Below are 17,198 nucleotides of genomic sequence, written 5' to 3'. Positions count from 1 at the left end.
AATGATTAGCTACGTTGAGTATAGACTTTATCCACTAATCCGTATTCTAACGCTTCGTTAGCGGATAAGAAACGATCACGCTCAGTGTCTCTTTCTATTTCTTCAATAGATTTACCTGTATGTTGAGCCATTAGCTCATTCATACGGGATTTTACTTTCAAAATTTCTTGAGCATGAATTTGAATATCTGTTGCTTGACCTTGAAAACCACCTAACGGTTGGTGGATCATCACACGAGAGTTAGGTAAGCAAATACGTTTACCTTTCGCACCAGCAGATAGTAAGAAAGCGCCCATTGAACACGCTTGCCCCATACAAATTGTACTAACATCTGCTTTGATATACTGCATGGTGTCATAGATAGACATACCCGCAGTAATTACGCCACCTGGTGAGTTGATATACAGGTTGATGTCTTTCTCTGGGTTTTCTGCTTCTAAAAATAGCATTTGAGCAACGATAAGATTAGCCATGTGATCTTCAACTTGGCCAGTCAGGAAAATAATACGTTCTTTTAATAAACGTGAGTAAATGTCGTAAGAACGCTCTCCTCGCGAAGTTTGCTCTATAACCATCGGCACCAGAGCCATATTAGGTGCGAATTGTTCCTGTGTGTCGTTAAATGACATGTCTGTCTCCTATTGCATTCTTATTGGTGCCAATGACAACAATTTTACTTGAGATAATTGATCATGACCATTTCTAATGATCTAATCTCTCACAAGACATTCAAGGCGCCTCGCGAGGAGTGATAAAGAGAATATAGAATTATCTGGAGATAATCGCTCAAATTTCAAGGCAAAATTTGATAAATATATACAAACTGAAAAAAACCCGTGGTAAAAACCACGGGTTTTTGCTTAAAACCGATATTCGCGGTTAAGAATTAACCCATTTGAACTTCGTTCATCAGTTCAGTGAAGTTAGTTTCTTTTTCAGTTACTTTAGCATTTGCTAAGATTTTTTCTACCGCTTGCTCTTCTAACGCAAGATTACGGATGTTATTCATCAGTTGTTCGTTCTTGTTGTAGAACTCAACAACTTCTGATGGATCTTCGTAAGCTGAAGCCATTTCGTCGATCAGTGCATTCACACGGTCGTCTTCTGCTTTCAGTTCATTACTATTGATCACTTCACCTAACAGTAATCCAACGATTACACGACGTTTAGCTTGTTCTTCGAACAGTTCACGTGGTAATTGCAGAGCTTGTTTCTCGTCGCCACCAAAACGTTGAGCTGCTTGACGTTGCAGAACTTCGATTTCGCTGTCTACAGCGGCTGCAGGTACGTCAACTTCGTTTGCTTTAACTAAGCCATCAATAACTTGTGATTTAACACGAGTACGGATTGCATTTTTCAGTTCACGTTCCATGTTTTTACGTACTTCAGCACGTAAACCATCAACAGAACCATCAGCAATACCAAAACGCTTGATGAACTCTTCAGTTAATTCTGGCAGTTCACGCTCTTCAACTTTTTTCAGGTTGATAGCGAATTGTGCTTTTTTACCTTTCAGGTTTTCAGCGTGGTAATCTTCTGGGAAAGTCACATCGATTGTGAATTCTTCGCCAGTTTTATGACCGATAACGCCTTCTTCGAAACCTGGGATCATACGACCTTGACCCATTGCCAGTACGAAATCTTCAGCTTTTCCACCTTCGAATTCTTCACCGTCAATAGAACCGTTGAAATCAACAGTTACGCGATCTTCTGCTGCAACTTCGCCGTCTTTGTCTTTCCACTCTGCTTGTTGCTTACGCAGTGTTTCTAACATGTTATCAACGTCTTCGTCTTTAACAGTAACAACAGGTTTTACAACTTCAATGCTTTCCAGATCTTTCAGTTCGATTTCTGGGAAAACTTCGAATTCTACAGAGTAAACAAAGTCTTCACCTTCTTTGTATTGCTCTGGTTTGTAGTCAGGCGCGCCAACTGGGTTTACTTTGTTTTCGATGATAGCGTTAATGAAATTACGCTGCATCAGGTCACCCAGAACGTCATTCAGTACTGACATGCCGTAACGCTGTTTAACCATTGACATTGGAACGTGACCTTTACGGAAACCATCAATGCGAACAGTTTTAGCAGCTTTTTTCAGTTCACTGTCTACAGCAGTTTGGATATCAGCGGCTGGTACGGTGATTGTGACACGACGCCCTAGGCCTTGAGTCGTTTCAACAGAAACTTGCATCTTGTTACCTCAAAATAAGTTTTAGTGCTCGGTCTACTTTAAAGGAAACTAACATGATATTGACATGTTTAGGTTTATTTTCCTTTCAGAACCGGGGCCGCCACATTTAAAAAAACGAGGATCCCTGATATCAGAAGCATCCCGAAACCTTACTGAAAATTAGACGCGACATTATAACGATCTAGAGGGGTTGAGTCGAGAAAGAGCCGTTTTATTCCTCAATTTTTTCATAAAATCGAGCAACTCTCCCCTTTTTTCCTCTATAAAGAACAAAAAATACGCATCTTAGGATCTATTTACTCACGATTAACGATAAGGTTGTTAATCTTCTTGGCTTCCGCCACGACACCCAGGAGAGCGTAATGCTTTATCCTGTTGTTCATTCCATTCGCTCAAAGTAAAGGTGTGCAATGCTAATGCATGAACACCATTTTCCATTTCATGAGCTAATGTTTGGTACACATCACGATGGCGCGAAACACTACGTTTTTCATTAAAATCATCACTAACGATAATGACTTTAAAGTGGCTTTCAGAGCCTTCGGGCACATTATGGCGATGGCTTTCGTTTATTACTTGTAAAAAATGCGGTGAAAAGCGTGAAATCAGCTTATTCTCAATATCATCACGGATCATCTCTGCCCCTAATACTCTAGCCTTTATACCATGGTGAATAAAAAACAAGTCAACCAGACTATATTGATTTAGTCTTTATCAATACGAAATGATGAGCTTATTCTTTTTAATTTTGCTGATGATAATCGCTTATTTTTCATCTTGAGTAAAACCATTGGCCGAATATTGTCAAATGTATGAGTAAAAATGAGGGTAATTTGAAATAAAATCAATTGATAAAATCAGATAATTTCGTTCGTTAAGGGGATATTAGCAACCTATCAGCAGTGGTATGATAGGCTAAAGTTTGAAGCCTATTCTACTTGTTAACACAACAGACATATTTAACCGAGATTACCTCATGATTAAAAATTTACTCTGTGCTGTTTTTGCATTAACACTGCTTTCAGGTTGTGCAACTCCTAGTAACAAATTATCTATCGAACCTGTGATGTCAGTTCCTGCGGCCGATCCAACAATGCGCCCTATTTCACTGAACATTTCAAGCCAAGACAAACGTGCATCTAAAAACCTAGCGGAAATTAACCGCAACGGTAAATTAGAAGTTCTTGTTCCAACTCGTGATATTGCATTTTTAATGCAAGAAGTTTTACAAAAACAAATGACAGCCCGTGGTTTTATGATGGGTTCTCCTGCTTCTGCTGATGTGATTATTGTTATCAATAAACTTAATGCAGAAGTTGGTGAAGGAAGTGTTCGTCATAATATCAGTGCGAAAGCGGATATTTCAATTATCGTCACCTTACCGAATGGCAGTTCTAATACCAAAACATTCCGTACTAGCTACAATGTTCAAGGTCCATTTGGTGCAACTAATGAGAAAATTGCCGCCGCGATTAACAATGTCTTAAGTGAACTCGTTAGCGATATGGCAAAAGACGCTTCAGTCAGTCAATTTATCAAATCTAACGCCCGTTAATTTTATTAGAATAAACGACCTGTTATCTCAAACAGGTCGTTGAAAGGAATTTTTGCATGGTTCAGCCCGCCTTCAAACAAACCACTTGGTATAAATCATTTATTCTTCTATTACTTGGCTTTACTTCTGGATTACCTCTGGCGTTGACCGCGGGTACATTACAAGCATGGATGACAGTAGAAGATATCGATTTAAAAACCATTGGTTTTTTCTCATTGGTGGGACAAGCCTATGTTTTTAAATTCCTTTGGTCTCCTTTTATGGATCGCTATACCCCTTCTTTTCTTGGCCGTCGCCGAGGATGGATGTTGCTCACTCAAATAGGATTAGTGATTGGTATTGCAGGAATGGGATTTCTAAATCCTAATGATCATTTATGGTGGCTTGCCTCTTTAGCGGTCATTGTTGCCTTTTGTTCTGCTTCACAAGACATTGTTTTTGATGCCTATAAAACAGATATACTAAAAGCAGACGAGCGTGGTACAGGTGCTGCGGTTTCTGTATTAGGCTATCGCATAGCTATGCTTGTTTCTGGAGGAATGGCACTTTGGTTGGCTGATAAATATATTGGCTGGCAAAACATGTATTGGTTAATGGCTGCCTTAATGGGTATTGGTATTATTGCCACATTACTTGCTCAAGAGCCAGAAACTGCCGTAAATCCGCCACGTACACTCTATGAAGCGGTTATTGAGCCTTTATATGAATTCTTCTCTCGTAATAATGCTTGGCTAATTTTATTGCTTATTGTGCTGTATAAAATGGGTGATGCCTTTGCCTTAAGTTTAAGTACCACCTTTCTTATTCGTGGTGCTGGATTTGATGCTGGTGAAGTAGGATTAGTGAATAAAACACTTGGGCTTGCAGCCACAATTGTTGGGGCATTATTAGGTGGTTTATTAATGCGCCGTTGGAGTTTATTTAAAGCACTGATGATTTTTGGTATTTTGCAAGGTGGCTCAAATATCGGTTACTGGTATTTAGCTATTTCTGAGCAAAGTATTTATAGCATGGGTGCAGTAGTTGCATTTGAAAATATCTGTGGCGGAATGGGTACAGCTGCATTCGTTGCTCTATTAATGACACTTTGCCACCTCTCCTTTTCAGCTACACAGTTTGCGTTGCTTTCAGCTCTCTCAGCCATTGGTCGTGTTTATGTTGGCCCAGTTGCCGGTTGGTACGTTGAAAGTCACGGTTGGGAAGCCTTTTACCTTTTTTCTATTGTTGCTTCGGTCCCCGGTCTTATTTTGCTGTTGATTTCGAAAAACACACTTATTTATACGCAAAGAACGGGTGAATTCCTCAGAAGAACTTTATTTATTAAGCAGTACCGTTTTGCTATTTATGGTTTGATGCTAACCGTTCTCTTCTTTATTTGTAGTTTAATTCTTGTTATTACAAATTCACTACCGACTTTAGAAATGTTCCAGTCTGCTGATTTTATTCAATCAATAGATACTGAAAGATTAAGTGCTTGGGCTTCAACACTCTTTTTATATGGTGTTATTGTTGGTGCGATAAGCCTTGTCTTTGGCACAATCCTAGATTATTTGGCACTGAAGAAAACAACACATTAATTTTGTTGCTTTCTCAAAATATGCACCATAAAAAAGGACAGCTTAAGCTGTCCTTTTACATTCTTAGTAAAGAGAAATTATCTAAACAATCTTACTTTTACTGCTTTACCTTTAATTTTACCTTGTTGCAGCTGTTTCCAAACTTGTTTGGCGATAGATTGTTTTACGGCAACATAAGCATGTGTTGGGTTAATCATAATTTTACCAATGTCGGCACCATTGAAACCCATATCACCCGTTAATGCGCCTAAAATATCACCTGGACGCATTTTCGCTTTTTTACCACCATCAATACATAATGTTGCCATTGTTGCTTCAAGAGGCGTAATTTGTAGCCCAGTTGGTACTGGTAGCCAATTTATCTTCATATGAAGCATCTCTTCTAAAGCGTTAACACGCTGAATTTCTTCTGGTGCGCAAAAACTAATAGCCAATCCACTTTCACCCGCTCTCGCTGTACGACCAATTCGGTGAACATGAACTTCAGGATCCCACGATAATTCGTAGTTAATCACCATTTCTAACGCTTTAATATCAAGCCCACGAGCCGCAACATCTGTTGCCACTAATACACGACAACTCCCATTAGCAAAGCGAATAAGTGTTTGGTCACGCTCTCTCTGTTCCATATCGCCGTGTAGAGCAAGTACACTTTGGTTGCTTTCTGTCAGTGTTTCATACACATCTTGGCAATCTCGTTTCGTGTTACAAAATACGACACAAGAAGCGGGCTGCTCACGACTTAAAAGCTTTTGCAGTAATCCTATTTTTCCATGACGAGAGATTTCATAAAACTGCTGTTCAACCGCAGGAAGTTCATCAACAGAGTTTATTTCAATAGTTACTGGATTTTGCTGAATTTTGCGGCTAATTGCTGCGATTTCATTTGGCCAAGTTGCAGAAAAGAGCAATGTTTGACGTGCGGTTGGCATACGAGAAATAATGTCGTTGATATCATCAAAAAATCCCATATCCAACATTCTGTCTGCTTCATCCAATACCAATGTTTTCACATCATCTAAAGTAACAGTTTCTTTTTTTAGGTGATCAAGCAATCTACCCGGCGTTGCAACAATAATATGTGCAGCATGAATCAATGAATCACGCTGGATGCTAAATGGAACACCACCACACAACGTTAATACTTTGATATTTGGAAGATAACGAGCAAGACGACGTAATTCATTTGCAACTTGATCAGCAAGTTCTCGCGTTGGGCATAAAATAAGTGATTGAGTATTAAACTGTTTTGCATCAATGTGTTGCAATAGCCCCAAACCGAAAGCAGCTGTCTTACCGCTACCTGTTTTTGCTTGAGCACGAACGTCTTTTCCTTCAAGAATGGCGGGCAAAGCAGCTTCTTGAACTGGAGTCATAGTGAGATAACCCAATTCATTAAGGTTAGCGAGTTGTTCAGTAGGAAGTGCGTTAAGTTCAGCAAATGAGGTCACAATGAAAATTCCAAGTAAGATAAAAACGAATATGGGTTAATGATACTATCCCTTTATTCCCGTGTCGTGAGGTATTTTTACGCGACCCTCGCCACATTTTTTTCTTTCCTCTTTTACTTCCTTTTTTTCTTGCCAAAAAAGCCAATCACCAAATACTTAATTCATTCAAAAAAGATCAGATTATAAAAATAAACTAAACAATACTAAAATTCTCACTTTTAATTATCAATTTAATATTCTAGAAATAGATCATATTTTCAATATTATGATCTACAAATAGAGATTTAATGGGTTATAGTTTCAAAATATATTAAAAAATAAATTCACCGCAAAATTATTTCATTAAATTTAATTGAGATTATTCATGATAAAAAAAACATTTTTATTAACCATCGCAAGTACACTTTCTTTATCAGCCCAAGCTAGTTATTTAGGTGGTTTCGCTAATACCAGTATCAACTATCTTGATTGGACTTCTCATACAACACACAAAACAGGGCAATCCTCTCATAAAGATGATTTTGCCTATTTAGAACTTGAAGGTGGCGCTAACTTTTCATGGGGTGAGTTTTACGGCTTTTTTGATCTTGAAAATCCATTTAATCCTCGAAAAACACAACCGGGTGATAATCAACGTTATACAGTTAAAGCAACAAGCCGCATTTATTTAGGTGAAAGTCATTTCAATCTATACGGACACGTTTACGGTACATGGTCACTTCCGGGTAAAGAAAACAATGGCAACTTCCATGAAGTTAATACGCTTTACGGTTTAGGCTATAACACACAAATTGATAATTTATGGTTTAAACCATTTGTCGCGCTTCATTATGTCGATCAAACTTACTATTCAGGAAATAATGGCTACGTCGTTGGTTGGGTTGCTGGATATGATTTTTCCATTAGTAATCAAAAATTTAGTATTAGCAATTGGCATGAAATGGAGTTTAGCCGTCATGAGCGTTATGGCAATGGTGGGCAAAATGGGTTTAATGGCGCTTTAGCTTTTTGGTGGCACCCAACGACTTCTATTACCACTGGTATTCAATATCGTTATGCTTATAAAAAGTTAGGCGAAGATTTTCTGCAAGACGGCATTGTATATAGCCTGAAATATAATTTTTGATCGCTAATTGTTAATTTCCATTACAGCGAAAGCATTTTTATTCGCTGTAACCTCTTTTTATCACTTAATGAAAATTTTTCTCATTGGATATAAACATTCATCAAATCACTAATTACCCATATTAAAAATCATACAAGCATCAAATATGGATATTAAACATCAATATAAAAAGGATTTTACCCCTCAACTCTCCTCTGACCTCTAATTTGTTACTTTTTTAATCAGAATACGTTTTCTTACACTTTTTATTGAATTTTTATTTGTAAAAATATGTATTTATTTTAAAAACATGGTACTTTATGAAATTATAGTTAATACGCAATAATTAAATTAACATTTATTTAATACTTTGATTACTTGTGATCACATTAACACAAAAGACTAACCAACCACTTACTTACCATTACAATTGTTTACACTGTCGCAACCTTACCGTAAAATGTCCTTACTGATACTGATGAAACAACAATAGAACCTTTGTCATTTGGGTCGTTGGATGAGACTTATGAAATACATAAAAAGTATTGGGACACTCTCGCTATTAGCAGCAGCTCTTCTATTAAGTGGCTGTGATATGGCGTTAATGAATCCCAAAGGCGCTATCGGCGCTGAGCAAAAAACATTAATCCTCATTGCGCTTGGTTTAATGTTAATTGTTGTGATACCGGTAATACTGATGGTGATTGTTTTCGCTTTTCGCTACCGTGAATCCAATACTAAAGCCACCTATCGCCCAAACTGGGCTCACTCAAATAAAATTGAACTCGTCGTTTGGACTGTGCCAATTATCATCATTGTGATTTTGGCGAGCATCACATGGAAAACAACCCATGAGCTTGATCCTTACAAACCATTAGAGTCCACAGAAAAACCTGTCACCATTGAAGTAGTTTCAATGGATTGGAAATGGTTATTTATCTATCCAGAACAAGGTATTGCAACAGTTAATGAACTGGCTTTTCCTACTAATGTTCCTGTTAATTTCAAAATCACTTCTGACTCTGTCATGAACTCATTCTTTATCCCTCGATTAGGTGGGCAAATCTATGCGATGGCAGGAATGCAAACTAAGTTGCACTTAATTGCTAATGAACCTGGTGAATATCCAGGAATGTCAGCAAGTTATAGTGGACACGGTTTCTCTGATATGAAATTTACAGCGATTGCGACACCTGATCGTGCCGGTTTCGATGCGTGGGTTGAAAAAGTCAAACAATCGTCAGATACGTTAAATACGACCGCTGCATTTAATGAACTTGCTAAACCAAGCCAGAAAAATCCAGTGACCTACTATTCAAGCGTGAAGCCAATGCTATTCCAAGAGACCATTTCTAAATTTGGTCACACAGGTCATGGCGCTCACACCAGTGGCAATCAGACAGCACATGCTGATGCAACAATGAATATGAACATGAGCCATGCGGCGCATGCAGGAGCAGAGGAATAAAGGCATGTTCGGAAAATTAACTCTTGATGCAATCCCGCTACATGAACCAATTATCGTCGTTACTTTACTCGGTATTGTTCTTGGTGGGCTTGCTGTTGTTGGCGCACTAACTTATTTTCGTAAATGGAAATGGTTGTGGACCGAATGGTTAACCAGCGTTGACCATAAAAAAATTGGTATTATGTATATCCTCGTTGCAATGGTCATGATGTTCCGTGGCTTTGCCGATGCGATTATGATGAGAAGCCAACAAGCTCTCGCTTCTGCTGGCGAAGCTGGTTTCTTACCACCTCATCACTATGATCAGATTTTTACCGCACACGGCGTTATCATGATTTTCTTCATGGCAACACCTTTCGTTGTGGGTCTGATGAACCTCGTTGTACCTTTACAAATTGGTGCTCGTGATGTTGCCTTCCCTTTCCTTAACTCATTGAGCTTCTGGTTCTTTGTTGTTGGTGTGGTTCTTATCAACCTTTCTTTAGGTATTGGTGAATTCGCACAAACAGGTTGGTTAGCTTATCCGCCACTTTCTGGTCTGGAATATAACCCAGGAGTCGGGGTCGATTATTGGATATGGAGTTTACAGATATCCGGTATTGGTACGCTTCTAACTGGGGTTAACTTCTTCGCGACTATCCTGCGTATGCGTGCGCCGGGTATGAGCATGATGAAAATGCCAGTATTCTCTTGGGCTGCTTTATGTACTAACGTCCTGATTATTGCTGCATTCCCAATTTTAACAGTCACTATTACGCTGTTAACTTTAGACCGCTATCTTGGTACGCACTTCTTTACCAATGATATGGGCGGTAACATGATGATGTACATCAACCTTGTATGGGCTTGGGGTCATCCAGAAGTTTATATCCTTGTTCTGCCAGTATTTGGTGTGTTCTCTGAAGTTACAGCAACATTCTCTAAAAAACGGTTATTCGGTTATACCTCTTTAGTTGGTGCAACTGTCGTAATTACCGTGTTGTCATTTATCGTTTGGTTACACCACTTCTTTACTATGGGCTCTGGCGCCAACGTCAATGCCTTCTTCGGTATCGCCACGATGATCATCGCAATACCAACAGGGGTTAAAATCTTTAACTGGCTGTTTACGATGTATCAAGGCCGTATCGAATATAAAAGCCCAATGCTGTGGACTATCGGTTTCCTTATCACCTTCTCTGTTGGGGGTATGACTGGGGTTCTGTTAGCCGTTCCGGGTGCAAACTTCGTTCTACATAACAGCTTATTCTTAATTGCTCACTTCCATAACGTTATTATCGGTGGTGTGGTATTTGGCTGTTTCGCTGGTATGACTTACTGGTTCCCTAAAGCATTTGGTTTCACACTGAATGAAAAATGGGGTATCCGTGCATTCTGGTTCTGGTTTATCGGCTTCTTTATGGCCTTTATGCCACTGTACGTCCTTGGCTTTATGGGTATGACTCGTCGTATCAGCCAAAACATCAACCCAGAATTCCATCCAATGCTGATGGTTGCTGCGGGTGGTGCTGCACTGATTGCTATTGGTATCGCTTGTCAAGTTGTCCAGATCTACGTAAGTATCCGTGACCGTGATCAAAACCGTGATTTAACGGGAGATCCATGGGGTGGACGTACTCTTGAATGGTCAATTTCTTCACCTGCTCCTTTCTATAACTTTGCCGTTGAACCTAATGTTCAAACGCGTGATGAGTGGTGGGATCAGAAAGAAAAAGGCACAGCTTATCAGCGTCCAACTAAATACGAACCAATCCATATGCCTAAAAATACAGGCGCTGGTGTGATTATCTCAGCATTTAGCTTAGTACTTGGTTTTGCCATGATCTGGCATATCTGGTGGTTAGCTATCGTTGGTTTCGCTGGCATGATTGTCACTTGGATCGTGAAAAGCTTTGATACAGATGTGGATTACTATGTCCAAGTACCTGAAATTGAAGCTCTCGAGAATAAGCATTATGAAGAACTGAAAAAAGCAGGTGTGAAATAATGTCTACTCAAACTGTAAATAACACAAACGCCCATGAGCATCATGGGCACCACGATGCAGGAGCGACGAAAGTTTTCGGCTTCTGGATCTACCTAATGAGCGACCTTATCCTGTTTGCCAGCTTATTCGCCACTTATGCGGTGCTTGTTAACGGGATTGCGGATGGCCCTTCAGGTAAAGAAATTTTTAGCTTACCGTTTGTTTTAGTTGAAACCTTCCTACTGCTATTTAGTAGTATCACTTTTGGTTTCGCTATGCTGAGCATGAACAAAGGTAGCGTTAGCCAAGTTAATCTGTGGTTATTTGTTACTTTCTTATTCGGCTTAGGTTTCGTCATCATGGAAGTCTACGAATTCCATGAGCTAATCGCAGAAGGTTATGGCCCAGATCGCAGTGCATTCTTATCTGCATTCTTTGCATTAGTTTCAACACACGGTCTTCACGTAACGGCTGGCTTAATTTGGATTGTTATTATGATGATCCAAGTATCACGCCGTGGTTTAACTGAAGTTAACCGTACTCGTTTAAGCTGTTTAAGTCTGTTCTGGCACTTCCTTGATGTTGTCTGGATCTGTGTGTTCACCGTAGTTTATCTGATGGGAGCGATGTAATGAGTCATCCAAATACTTCTCCTTCAGGCGCAAGCCACGGCAGCATGAAGTCTTATCTGATTGGCTTTATTCTGTCTGTTATCCTCACCGTAATTCCATTTTGGATGGTGATGGAAGGAACAGCGACACCAGCAACAATTCTATGGACTGTTGTCGGTATGGCAGTTGTGCAAATTGTGGTTCACTTAGTCTGCTTCTTGCATATGAATACGTCATCAGAAGAGCGCTGGAACGTCGTCGCATTCCTGTTCACACTGCTTATTATCGGCATTGTTGTCGTAGGCTCGTTGTGGATTATGTACAACCTGAACATCAATATGATGATGGATTAAGAGTTGTCGCTATGATTAAGCAATACCTACAAGTCACCAAACCAGGAATTATTTTCGGAAATTTAATTTCTGTAATAGGTGGTTTTCTGCTCGCTTCTAAAGGTGAGATTGATTACTCCCTATTTTTCGCGACTCTGCTTGGGGTGTCTCTGGTCGTTGCTTCTGGTTGTGTTTTTAACAACTACATTGACCGTGATATTGACCGTATCATGGAAAGAACGAAGAATCGTCCATTAGTTAAAGGATTAATTGACCCTCGAATTAGCCTGATTTATGCCTCAGTATTAGGTATTGCAGGTGTTGTGCTGCTCTATGTAGCAGCCAACCCACTTGCAATGTTTATCGCTGTATTCGGTTTTATTATTTATGTTGGGGTTTATAGCCTCTACATGAAGCGTAAATCTGTTTATGGCACACTGATTGGAAGTTTATCTGGCTCTGCACCTCCTGTTATTGGCTATTGTGCCGTTAGCGGTGAATTTGATGCAGGCGCGGCAATCCTATTACTTATCTTTAGTTTGTGGCAGATGCCTCACTCTTATGCCATTGCTATTTTCCGTTTTAAAGACTACCAAGCTGCAAATATCCCTGTATTACCTGTAATTAAAGGGATCTCAGTCGCTAAACGCCATATCATTCTTTATATTCTGGCGTTTATGATCGCAACCTTAATGCTGACATTAGTTGGTTATGCCGGCTATAAATACCTGATTGTGGCTTCAGCCGTCAGTATTTGGTGGTTAGGCATGGCTTTATCAGGTTATAAAGCAACCAATGATATTGTGTGGGCACGAAAATTATTTATTTTCTCTATTGTCGCAATCACTTCATTAAGCGTAATGATGTCTGTTGATCCAACAAGCTCAACAGAAGCGGTTCTTGCGTATCTAAGATAATGTATTTATTAAAGTAACCTAAATACCAGTCAGCCTTCTGACTGGTATTTTTTTATCTCTTTTACGACTTCGCATGATATCAGTACAGTTTTGTCTTTTTTGTATCCCATTTATTGATTAACCTCACTGGAAAATGTCATTACAATGGAGGTATCAGTAATACGAGGTAATCCATGAATGATAATAAAATGACCCCATTAGAGCGCAAAGCAACATGGGGACTAGGCACTGTTTTTTCTCTTCGCATGCTTGGCATGTTTATGGTACTCCCAGTTTTAACCACCTACGGGCTTCAACTACAACACGCAACAGAATCTCTCATTGGATTAGCCATCGGTATTTATGGATTAACACAAGCTATATTCCAAATTCCTTTTGGTATTTTCTCTGATAAATTTGGTCGAAAACCTATGATTGTTTTTGGCTTAATTATTTTTATTATTGGTAGTCTGATTGCGGCTCTCAGTGACAATATCTATGGCATTATTATTGGTAGAGCATTACAAGGCGCGGGAGCTATCTCAGCAGCAGTAATGGCTTTATTATCAGATTTAACACGAGAACAAAATAGAACAAAAGCAATGGCCTTTATTGGTATTAGCTTTGGGATAACGTTCGCTTTAGCCTTAGTTTTAGGGCCTATTTTAACGCATATTTTTGGCTTACATGGTCTGTTTTGGGGAATTGCCCTACTCGCCTTTGGTGGCATTATTATTACGCTTTTTACCGTACCGAATAGCGAACACCATATTCTTAATCGAGAGTCTGGCTTTGTTCGTGGTAGCGTAAAAAAAGTTTTATTTGATGCACAACTTCTTAAATTAAATACCGGTATTTTTTCACTACATACTTTATTAATGGCGGCATTTGTTGCACTTCCTCTGGTTATGAGTAGCGCAGGTTTAGCGAAAGAAAAACATTGGATTGTTTATCTAGTCACCATGCTTATTGCCTTTATTACTGTACTTCCTTTTATTATCTATGCAGAAAAGAAACGAAAAATGAAACAAGTTTTCTTATTCTGTATTTCCCTACTTATTATTGCTCAAGCTATTTTGATTATTTCAGGCTCTAGCTTGTGGTTAATTATTGCAGGTATTCAAGTTTTCTTTATTGGATTTAATATTATGGAAGCACTTCTTCCTTCATTAATTAGTAAAGAAGCACCAGCAGGTTATAAAGGTACAGCGATGGGAATTTATTCCACCAGCCAATTTTTAGGTGTGGCATTAGGCGGAATTTTAGGAGGATGGCTTTATCAACATTATAGTGCGCAAACTGTATTTTTAGGCTGTTTAGTGATTGGTCTTATTTGGTTTTTCATTAGCCTAACATTACGCCAACCCTCTTATGTCAGTAGCTTACGTGTTGAATTACCTGAAAGTTTGTCTTCAAGCCAACAACAGCAACTACAACAATTGTTTAAGCAACAACCGGGTGTTAATGAAGTTGTGATTATGGCGGATGAACAAAGTGCCTATATCAAGGTTGATACTAAACAGACGCCAAGAGCAACATTAGAGGCTCTGATCCCTTTAGTTTAAAGGTCAATAAGCTTACTAGGTGAAATAAAAATGCGCTGGTTCAACAGCGCATTTTTGTATGACTAAAGGGGTAAATAATTAGTCACGGAAATTGTTAAATTGGAATGGCTGCCCTAACTCGCCTTCTCTTACTAATTTCATCACGGCTTGTAAGTCGTCGCGCGATTTACCTGTAACACGAACTTGCTCGCCTTGAATTTGGGCTTGAACTTTCAATTTACTGTCTTTGATCAGCTTAACAATTTTTTTCGCTAAAGCTGTATCAATACCTTGCTTTAAGGTGGCTTCTACGCTGTACATTTTTCCGCTGTGAGTCATTTCTTCAGGGATATTTAATACCGCACCATCAATCCCTCTTTTTGCCATTTTCTCACGCAGAATATCTAATAATTGTTGAACCTGAAATTCAGATACACTGGTCGTTTTCACTGACTCTGCTTTTTCGTTTAATTCAAAGCTTGCTTCAACGTTACGAAAATCCCAGCGAGTAGTCAGTTCACGTTGTGCGTTTTCTACCGCATTTCGCACTTCATGTAAGTCAACTTCAGATACGATATCAAAAGATGGCATTCTTTCTTCCTCAATAAATAAATACAACCCGAATAATAGCTTCTTTTAGGGTTGCAAAAAAGCATTGCACATTCAATAACAAATTTATCCCTTTAATTTCCTCTTACAGTAAAGCGCAAACATACTTTAAACAGAGAAGTGTAATCAATGTTATAATTTTAGCTAAATAGTCTAATGACCGTCAGTAGCCACCTTACGCTATTACGATTTGTAAAAAGAGGCACAATGAAAATTACCGTTTTAGGGTGTGGTTCGATTGGTAAACTTTGGGTTGCAGCTTTAACACTTCAATCTCATGAAGTACAAGGTTGGCTAAGAGTACCTCAGCCTTTTTTAGACGTGAGTGTTGATAACATTAATGGCGAGCCTTTTTATCAACGTATTACCGCAAATCAACTTGAATGGTTAAAACAAAGCGAATTATTAATTGTCTGCTTAAAATCTTGGCAAGTCTCAGATGCGGTTAATGCGCTACTACCTTATCTTTCTGCACAATGTCCTATTTTATTAATTCATAATGGTATGGGTACTGCTGATGAATTAACAGCAACACAGCACCCCGTTATCAGACCTATTTTACAAGGCATTATTACTCATGGTGCTTATCAACAAGGGCAAGATGTTATTCATACAGCAACAGGAATAACACATATAGGCCCATTAAATCATGCAGCTCAGCAATACAGTTATTTAGCAGAAATCTTGCATCATGCTTTACCTGATGTCGCTTGGCATAATGATATCCATACGATTAGTTGGCTAAAACTTGCAGTTAATTGCGTTATCAACCCTCTTACCGTTTATTATCAATGCCGTAATGGGGATTTATTACGTTATCCTGAACATATTCAAAAAATATGCGATGAAGTTTATTTAGTAATGGAGCGCGAAGGTGTTGTACCAACGTCTCAAGCCCATCTTCATGGTTATATTATTGATACGATAGAACAGACAGCAAATAATTATTCGTCTATGTATCAAGATGTGAAATATCAACGCCATACAGAGATTGACTATATTACTGGTTATTTATTACGTCGAGCTTCAGAACAAGGGCTCGTATTACCCGAAAATAACCGCCTTTTTCAATTTATTAAACAACAGGAAGGCAATTATGACCATATCAGCGCTCATCTGCCTAGCTAATGGAAGTGAAGAAACCGAAGTCGTTACCACCGCAGATTTGCTGGTAAGAGCCGGTATTAATGTTGTACTTGCGAGTGCAGAAGATGATGTCGATGATCTTGTTATCACTTGTTCTCGTGGTATTAAAATTGTAGCTGATGCGCCTTTAGTTCGTGTCGTTGATCATCATTACGACGTTATTATTCTACCCGGTGGGTTACAAGGTACTGAAACCTTAAGAGACAGCCCTTTAGTGGTTGAGAAAGTGCGCCGTATGCACAGTGAGAATAGACTTGTCGCAGCCATCTGTGCAGCACCTGCCATTATTCTTGAATCTCACAATATTTTTCCCATCGGCAACATGACGGGCTTTCCTGCATTAAAAGATAAAATATCACCGAAAAAATGGGTTGATTATCGAGTCTATTTTGATGAAAGAGTTAACTTAATTACTAGCCAAGCACCTGCAACATCTATCGATTTTGCACTAAAAATTATTGAGCGCTTAAAAGGCAAAGAAGTCGCTGCCGATGTTGCCAAACAACTTGTATTACCACCCGGCATTTATAATTACCAAGATGAATTTACAGGCTTTGGGGATAGGTAAGTAGGTTAGTAGATAACTAGAACCGCAAATATATAATATTATTAAAGCGGTTCCATTTTTATTTCAGATATTCTTTATATTTAAGCTATTTTCAACATGTTAGTATTATGAGAAATGAATTTAGCTACTCGACTAATATATAAGGATACAATCTTCTGGGTATAGATATTTCTGAAAAT

Annotated in this window: 16 protein-coding genes; 11 read left to right on the top strand and 5 right to left on the bottom strand. The window is 38.8% G+C overall.

Features of this window, described 5'->3' with window-relative positions:
- Positions 1 to 5 precede the first annotated feature (5 nt).
- The 3 genes from clpP to bolA form a co-directional block, all read right to left on the bottom strand.
- Complete coding sequence (clpP, locus tag D7029_RS03630) at positions 6 to 629, bottom strand: ATP-dependent Clp endopeptidase proteolytic subunit ClpP (protein WP_100159251.1); 624 nt, start codon at positions 627 to 629, stop codon at positions 6 to 8.
- A gap of 257 nt (positions 630 to 886) precedes the next feature.
- A complete protein-coding gene (gene tig, locus D7029_RS03625) occupies positions 887 to 2,191 on the bottom strand; it encodes a trigger factor (protein ID WP_194951867.1) in 1,305 nt (434 codons plus the stop codon).
- A 321-nt stretch (positions 2,192 to 2,512) separates the two neighbouring features.
- Complete coding sequence (bolA, locus tag D7029_RS03620; RefSeq protein WP_075671985.1) at positions 2,513 to 2,827, bottom strand: transcriptional regulator BolA; 315 nt, start codon at positions 2,825 to 2,827, stop codon at positions 2,513 to 2,515.
- 340 nt (positions 2,828 to 3,167) lie between these two features.
- On the opposite strand from bolA, the gene D7029_RS03615 reads away from it, so the two are divergent.
- Entirely contained in the window at positions 3,168 to 3,746 is a 579-nt protein-coding gene (locus tag D7029_RS03615; protein ID WP_088493681.1) for a YajG family lipoprotein, read from the top strand.
- A 56-nt stretch (positions 3,747 to 3,802) separates the two neighbouring features.
- The gene (gene ampG, locus D7029_RS03610; RefSeq protein WP_194951866.1) at positions 3,803 to 5,323 is read left to right on the top strand and encodes a muropeptide MFS transporter AmpG; all 1,521 of its coding nucleotides are present in this window, start codon (positions 3,803 to 3,805) and stop codon (positions 5,321 to 5,323) included.
- Positions 5,324 to 5,400: 77 nt separating this feature from the next.
- Here ampG and dbpA read toward each other — a convergent pair whose 3' ends face one another.
- The gene (gene dbpA, locus D7029_RS03605; RefSeq protein WP_194951865.1) at positions 5,401 to 6,774 is read right to left on the bottom strand and encodes an ATP-dependent RNA helicase DbpA; all 1,374 of its coding nucleotides are present in this window, start codon (positions 6,772 to 6,774) and stop codon (positions 5,401 to 5,403) included.
- 364 nt (positions 6,775 to 7,138) lie between these two features.
- On the opposite strand from dbpA, the gene D7029_RS03600 reads away from it, so the two are divergent.
- From D7029_RS03600 to D7029_RS03570, 7 genes are all read left to right on the top strand, one after another.
- Positions 7,139 to 7,900: an outer membrane protein OmpK gene (locus D7029_RS03600; protein WP_194951864.1), complete on the top strand. Its 762-nt coding sequence runs from the start codon at positions 7,139 to 7,141 to the stop codon at positions 7,898 to 7,900.
- A gap of 496 nt (positions 7,901 to 8,396) precedes the next feature.
- Entirely contained in the window at positions 8,397 to 9,347 is a 951-nt protein-coding gene (gene cyoA / locus D7029_RS03595) for a cytochrome o ubiquinol oxidase subunit II (RefSeq protein WP_088493685.1), read from the top strand.
- Positions 9,348 to 9,351: 4 nt separating this feature from the next.
- Positions 9,352 to 11,334 carry a cytochrome o ubiquinol oxidase subunit I gene (gene cyoB, locus D7029_RS03590; RefSeq protein WP_194951863.1) on the top strand — a complete coding sequence of 661 codons (1,983 nt, stop codon included), beginning with the start codon at positions 9,352 to 9,354 and terminating at the stop codon, positions 11,332 to 11,334.
- Positions 11,334 to 11,945: a cytochrome o ubiquinol oxidase subunit III gene (locus D7029_RS03585; protein WP_036932890.1), complete on the top strand. Its 612-nt coding sequence runs from the start codon at positions 11,334 to 11,336 to the stop codon at positions 11,943 to 11,945. Before cyoB ends, D7029_RS03585 begins: the two co-directional genes overlap by 1 nt.
- Complete coding sequence (locus D7029_RS03580) at positions 11,945 to 12,277, top strand: cytochrome o ubiquinol oxidase subunit IV (protein ID WP_006535101.1); 333 nt, start codon at positions 11,945 to 11,947, stop codon at positions 12,275 to 12,277. The genes D7029_RS03585 and D7029_RS03580 overlap by 1 nt, the downstream gene beginning before the upstream one ends.
- 11 nt (positions 12,278 to 12,288) lie before the next feature.
- On the top strand, positions 12,289 to 13,173 hold the full coding sequence (gene cyoE / locus D7029_RS03575) for a heme o synthase (RefSeq protein WP_069368580.1): 885 nt from the start codon (positions 12,289 to 12,291) through the stop codon (positions 13,171 to 13,173).
- Positions 13,174 to 13,346: 173 nt separating this feature from the next.
- Positions 13,347 to 14,717 carry an MFS transporter gene (locus D7029_RS03570; protein ID WP_194951862.1) on the top strand — a complete coding sequence of 457 codons (1,371 nt, stop codon included), beginning with the start codon at positions 13,347 to 13,349 and terminating at the stop codon, positions 14,715 to 14,717.
- A 78-nt stretch (positions 14,718 to 14,795) separates the two neighbouring features.
- On the opposite strand, the gene D7029_RS03565 is transcribed toward D7029_RS03570, so the two are convergent.
- Complete coding sequence (locus D7029_RS03565) at positions 14,796 to 15,287, bottom strand: YajQ family cyclic di-GMP-binding protein (RefSeq protein ID WP_072063676.1); 492 nt, start codon at positions 15,285 to 15,287, stop codon at positions 14,796 to 14,798.
- Between the two features lie 225 nt (positions 15,288 to 15,512).
- Between D7029_RS03565 and panE the strand changes: the two genes are divergently transcribed.
- The gene (panE, locus tag D7029_RS03560) at positions 15,513 to 16,433 is read left to right on the top strand and encodes a 2-dehydropantoate 2-reductase (RefSeq protein WP_194951861.1); all 921 of its coding nucleotides are present in this window, start codon (positions 15,513 to 15,515) and stop codon (positions 16,431 to 16,433) included.
- On the top strand, positions 16,402 to 17,019 hold the full coding sequence (gene yajL / locus D7029_RS03555) for a protein deglycase YajL (RefSeq protein ID WP_088493689.1): 618 nt from the start codon (positions 16,402 to 16,404) through the stop codon (positions 17,017 to 17,019). Before panE ends, yajL begins: the two co-directional genes overlap by 32 nt.
- Positions 17,020 to 17,198: the final 179 nt, after the last annotated feature.

The organism is Proteus vulgaris (assembly GCF_016647575.1).
In the GTDB taxonomy this organism is placed as follows: Bacteria; Pseudomonadota; Gammaproteobacteria; order Enterobacterales; family Enterobacteriaceae; genus Proteus; species Proteus mirabilis_B.
This window is presented reverse-complemented; position numbering and strand designations above follow the sequence as displayed.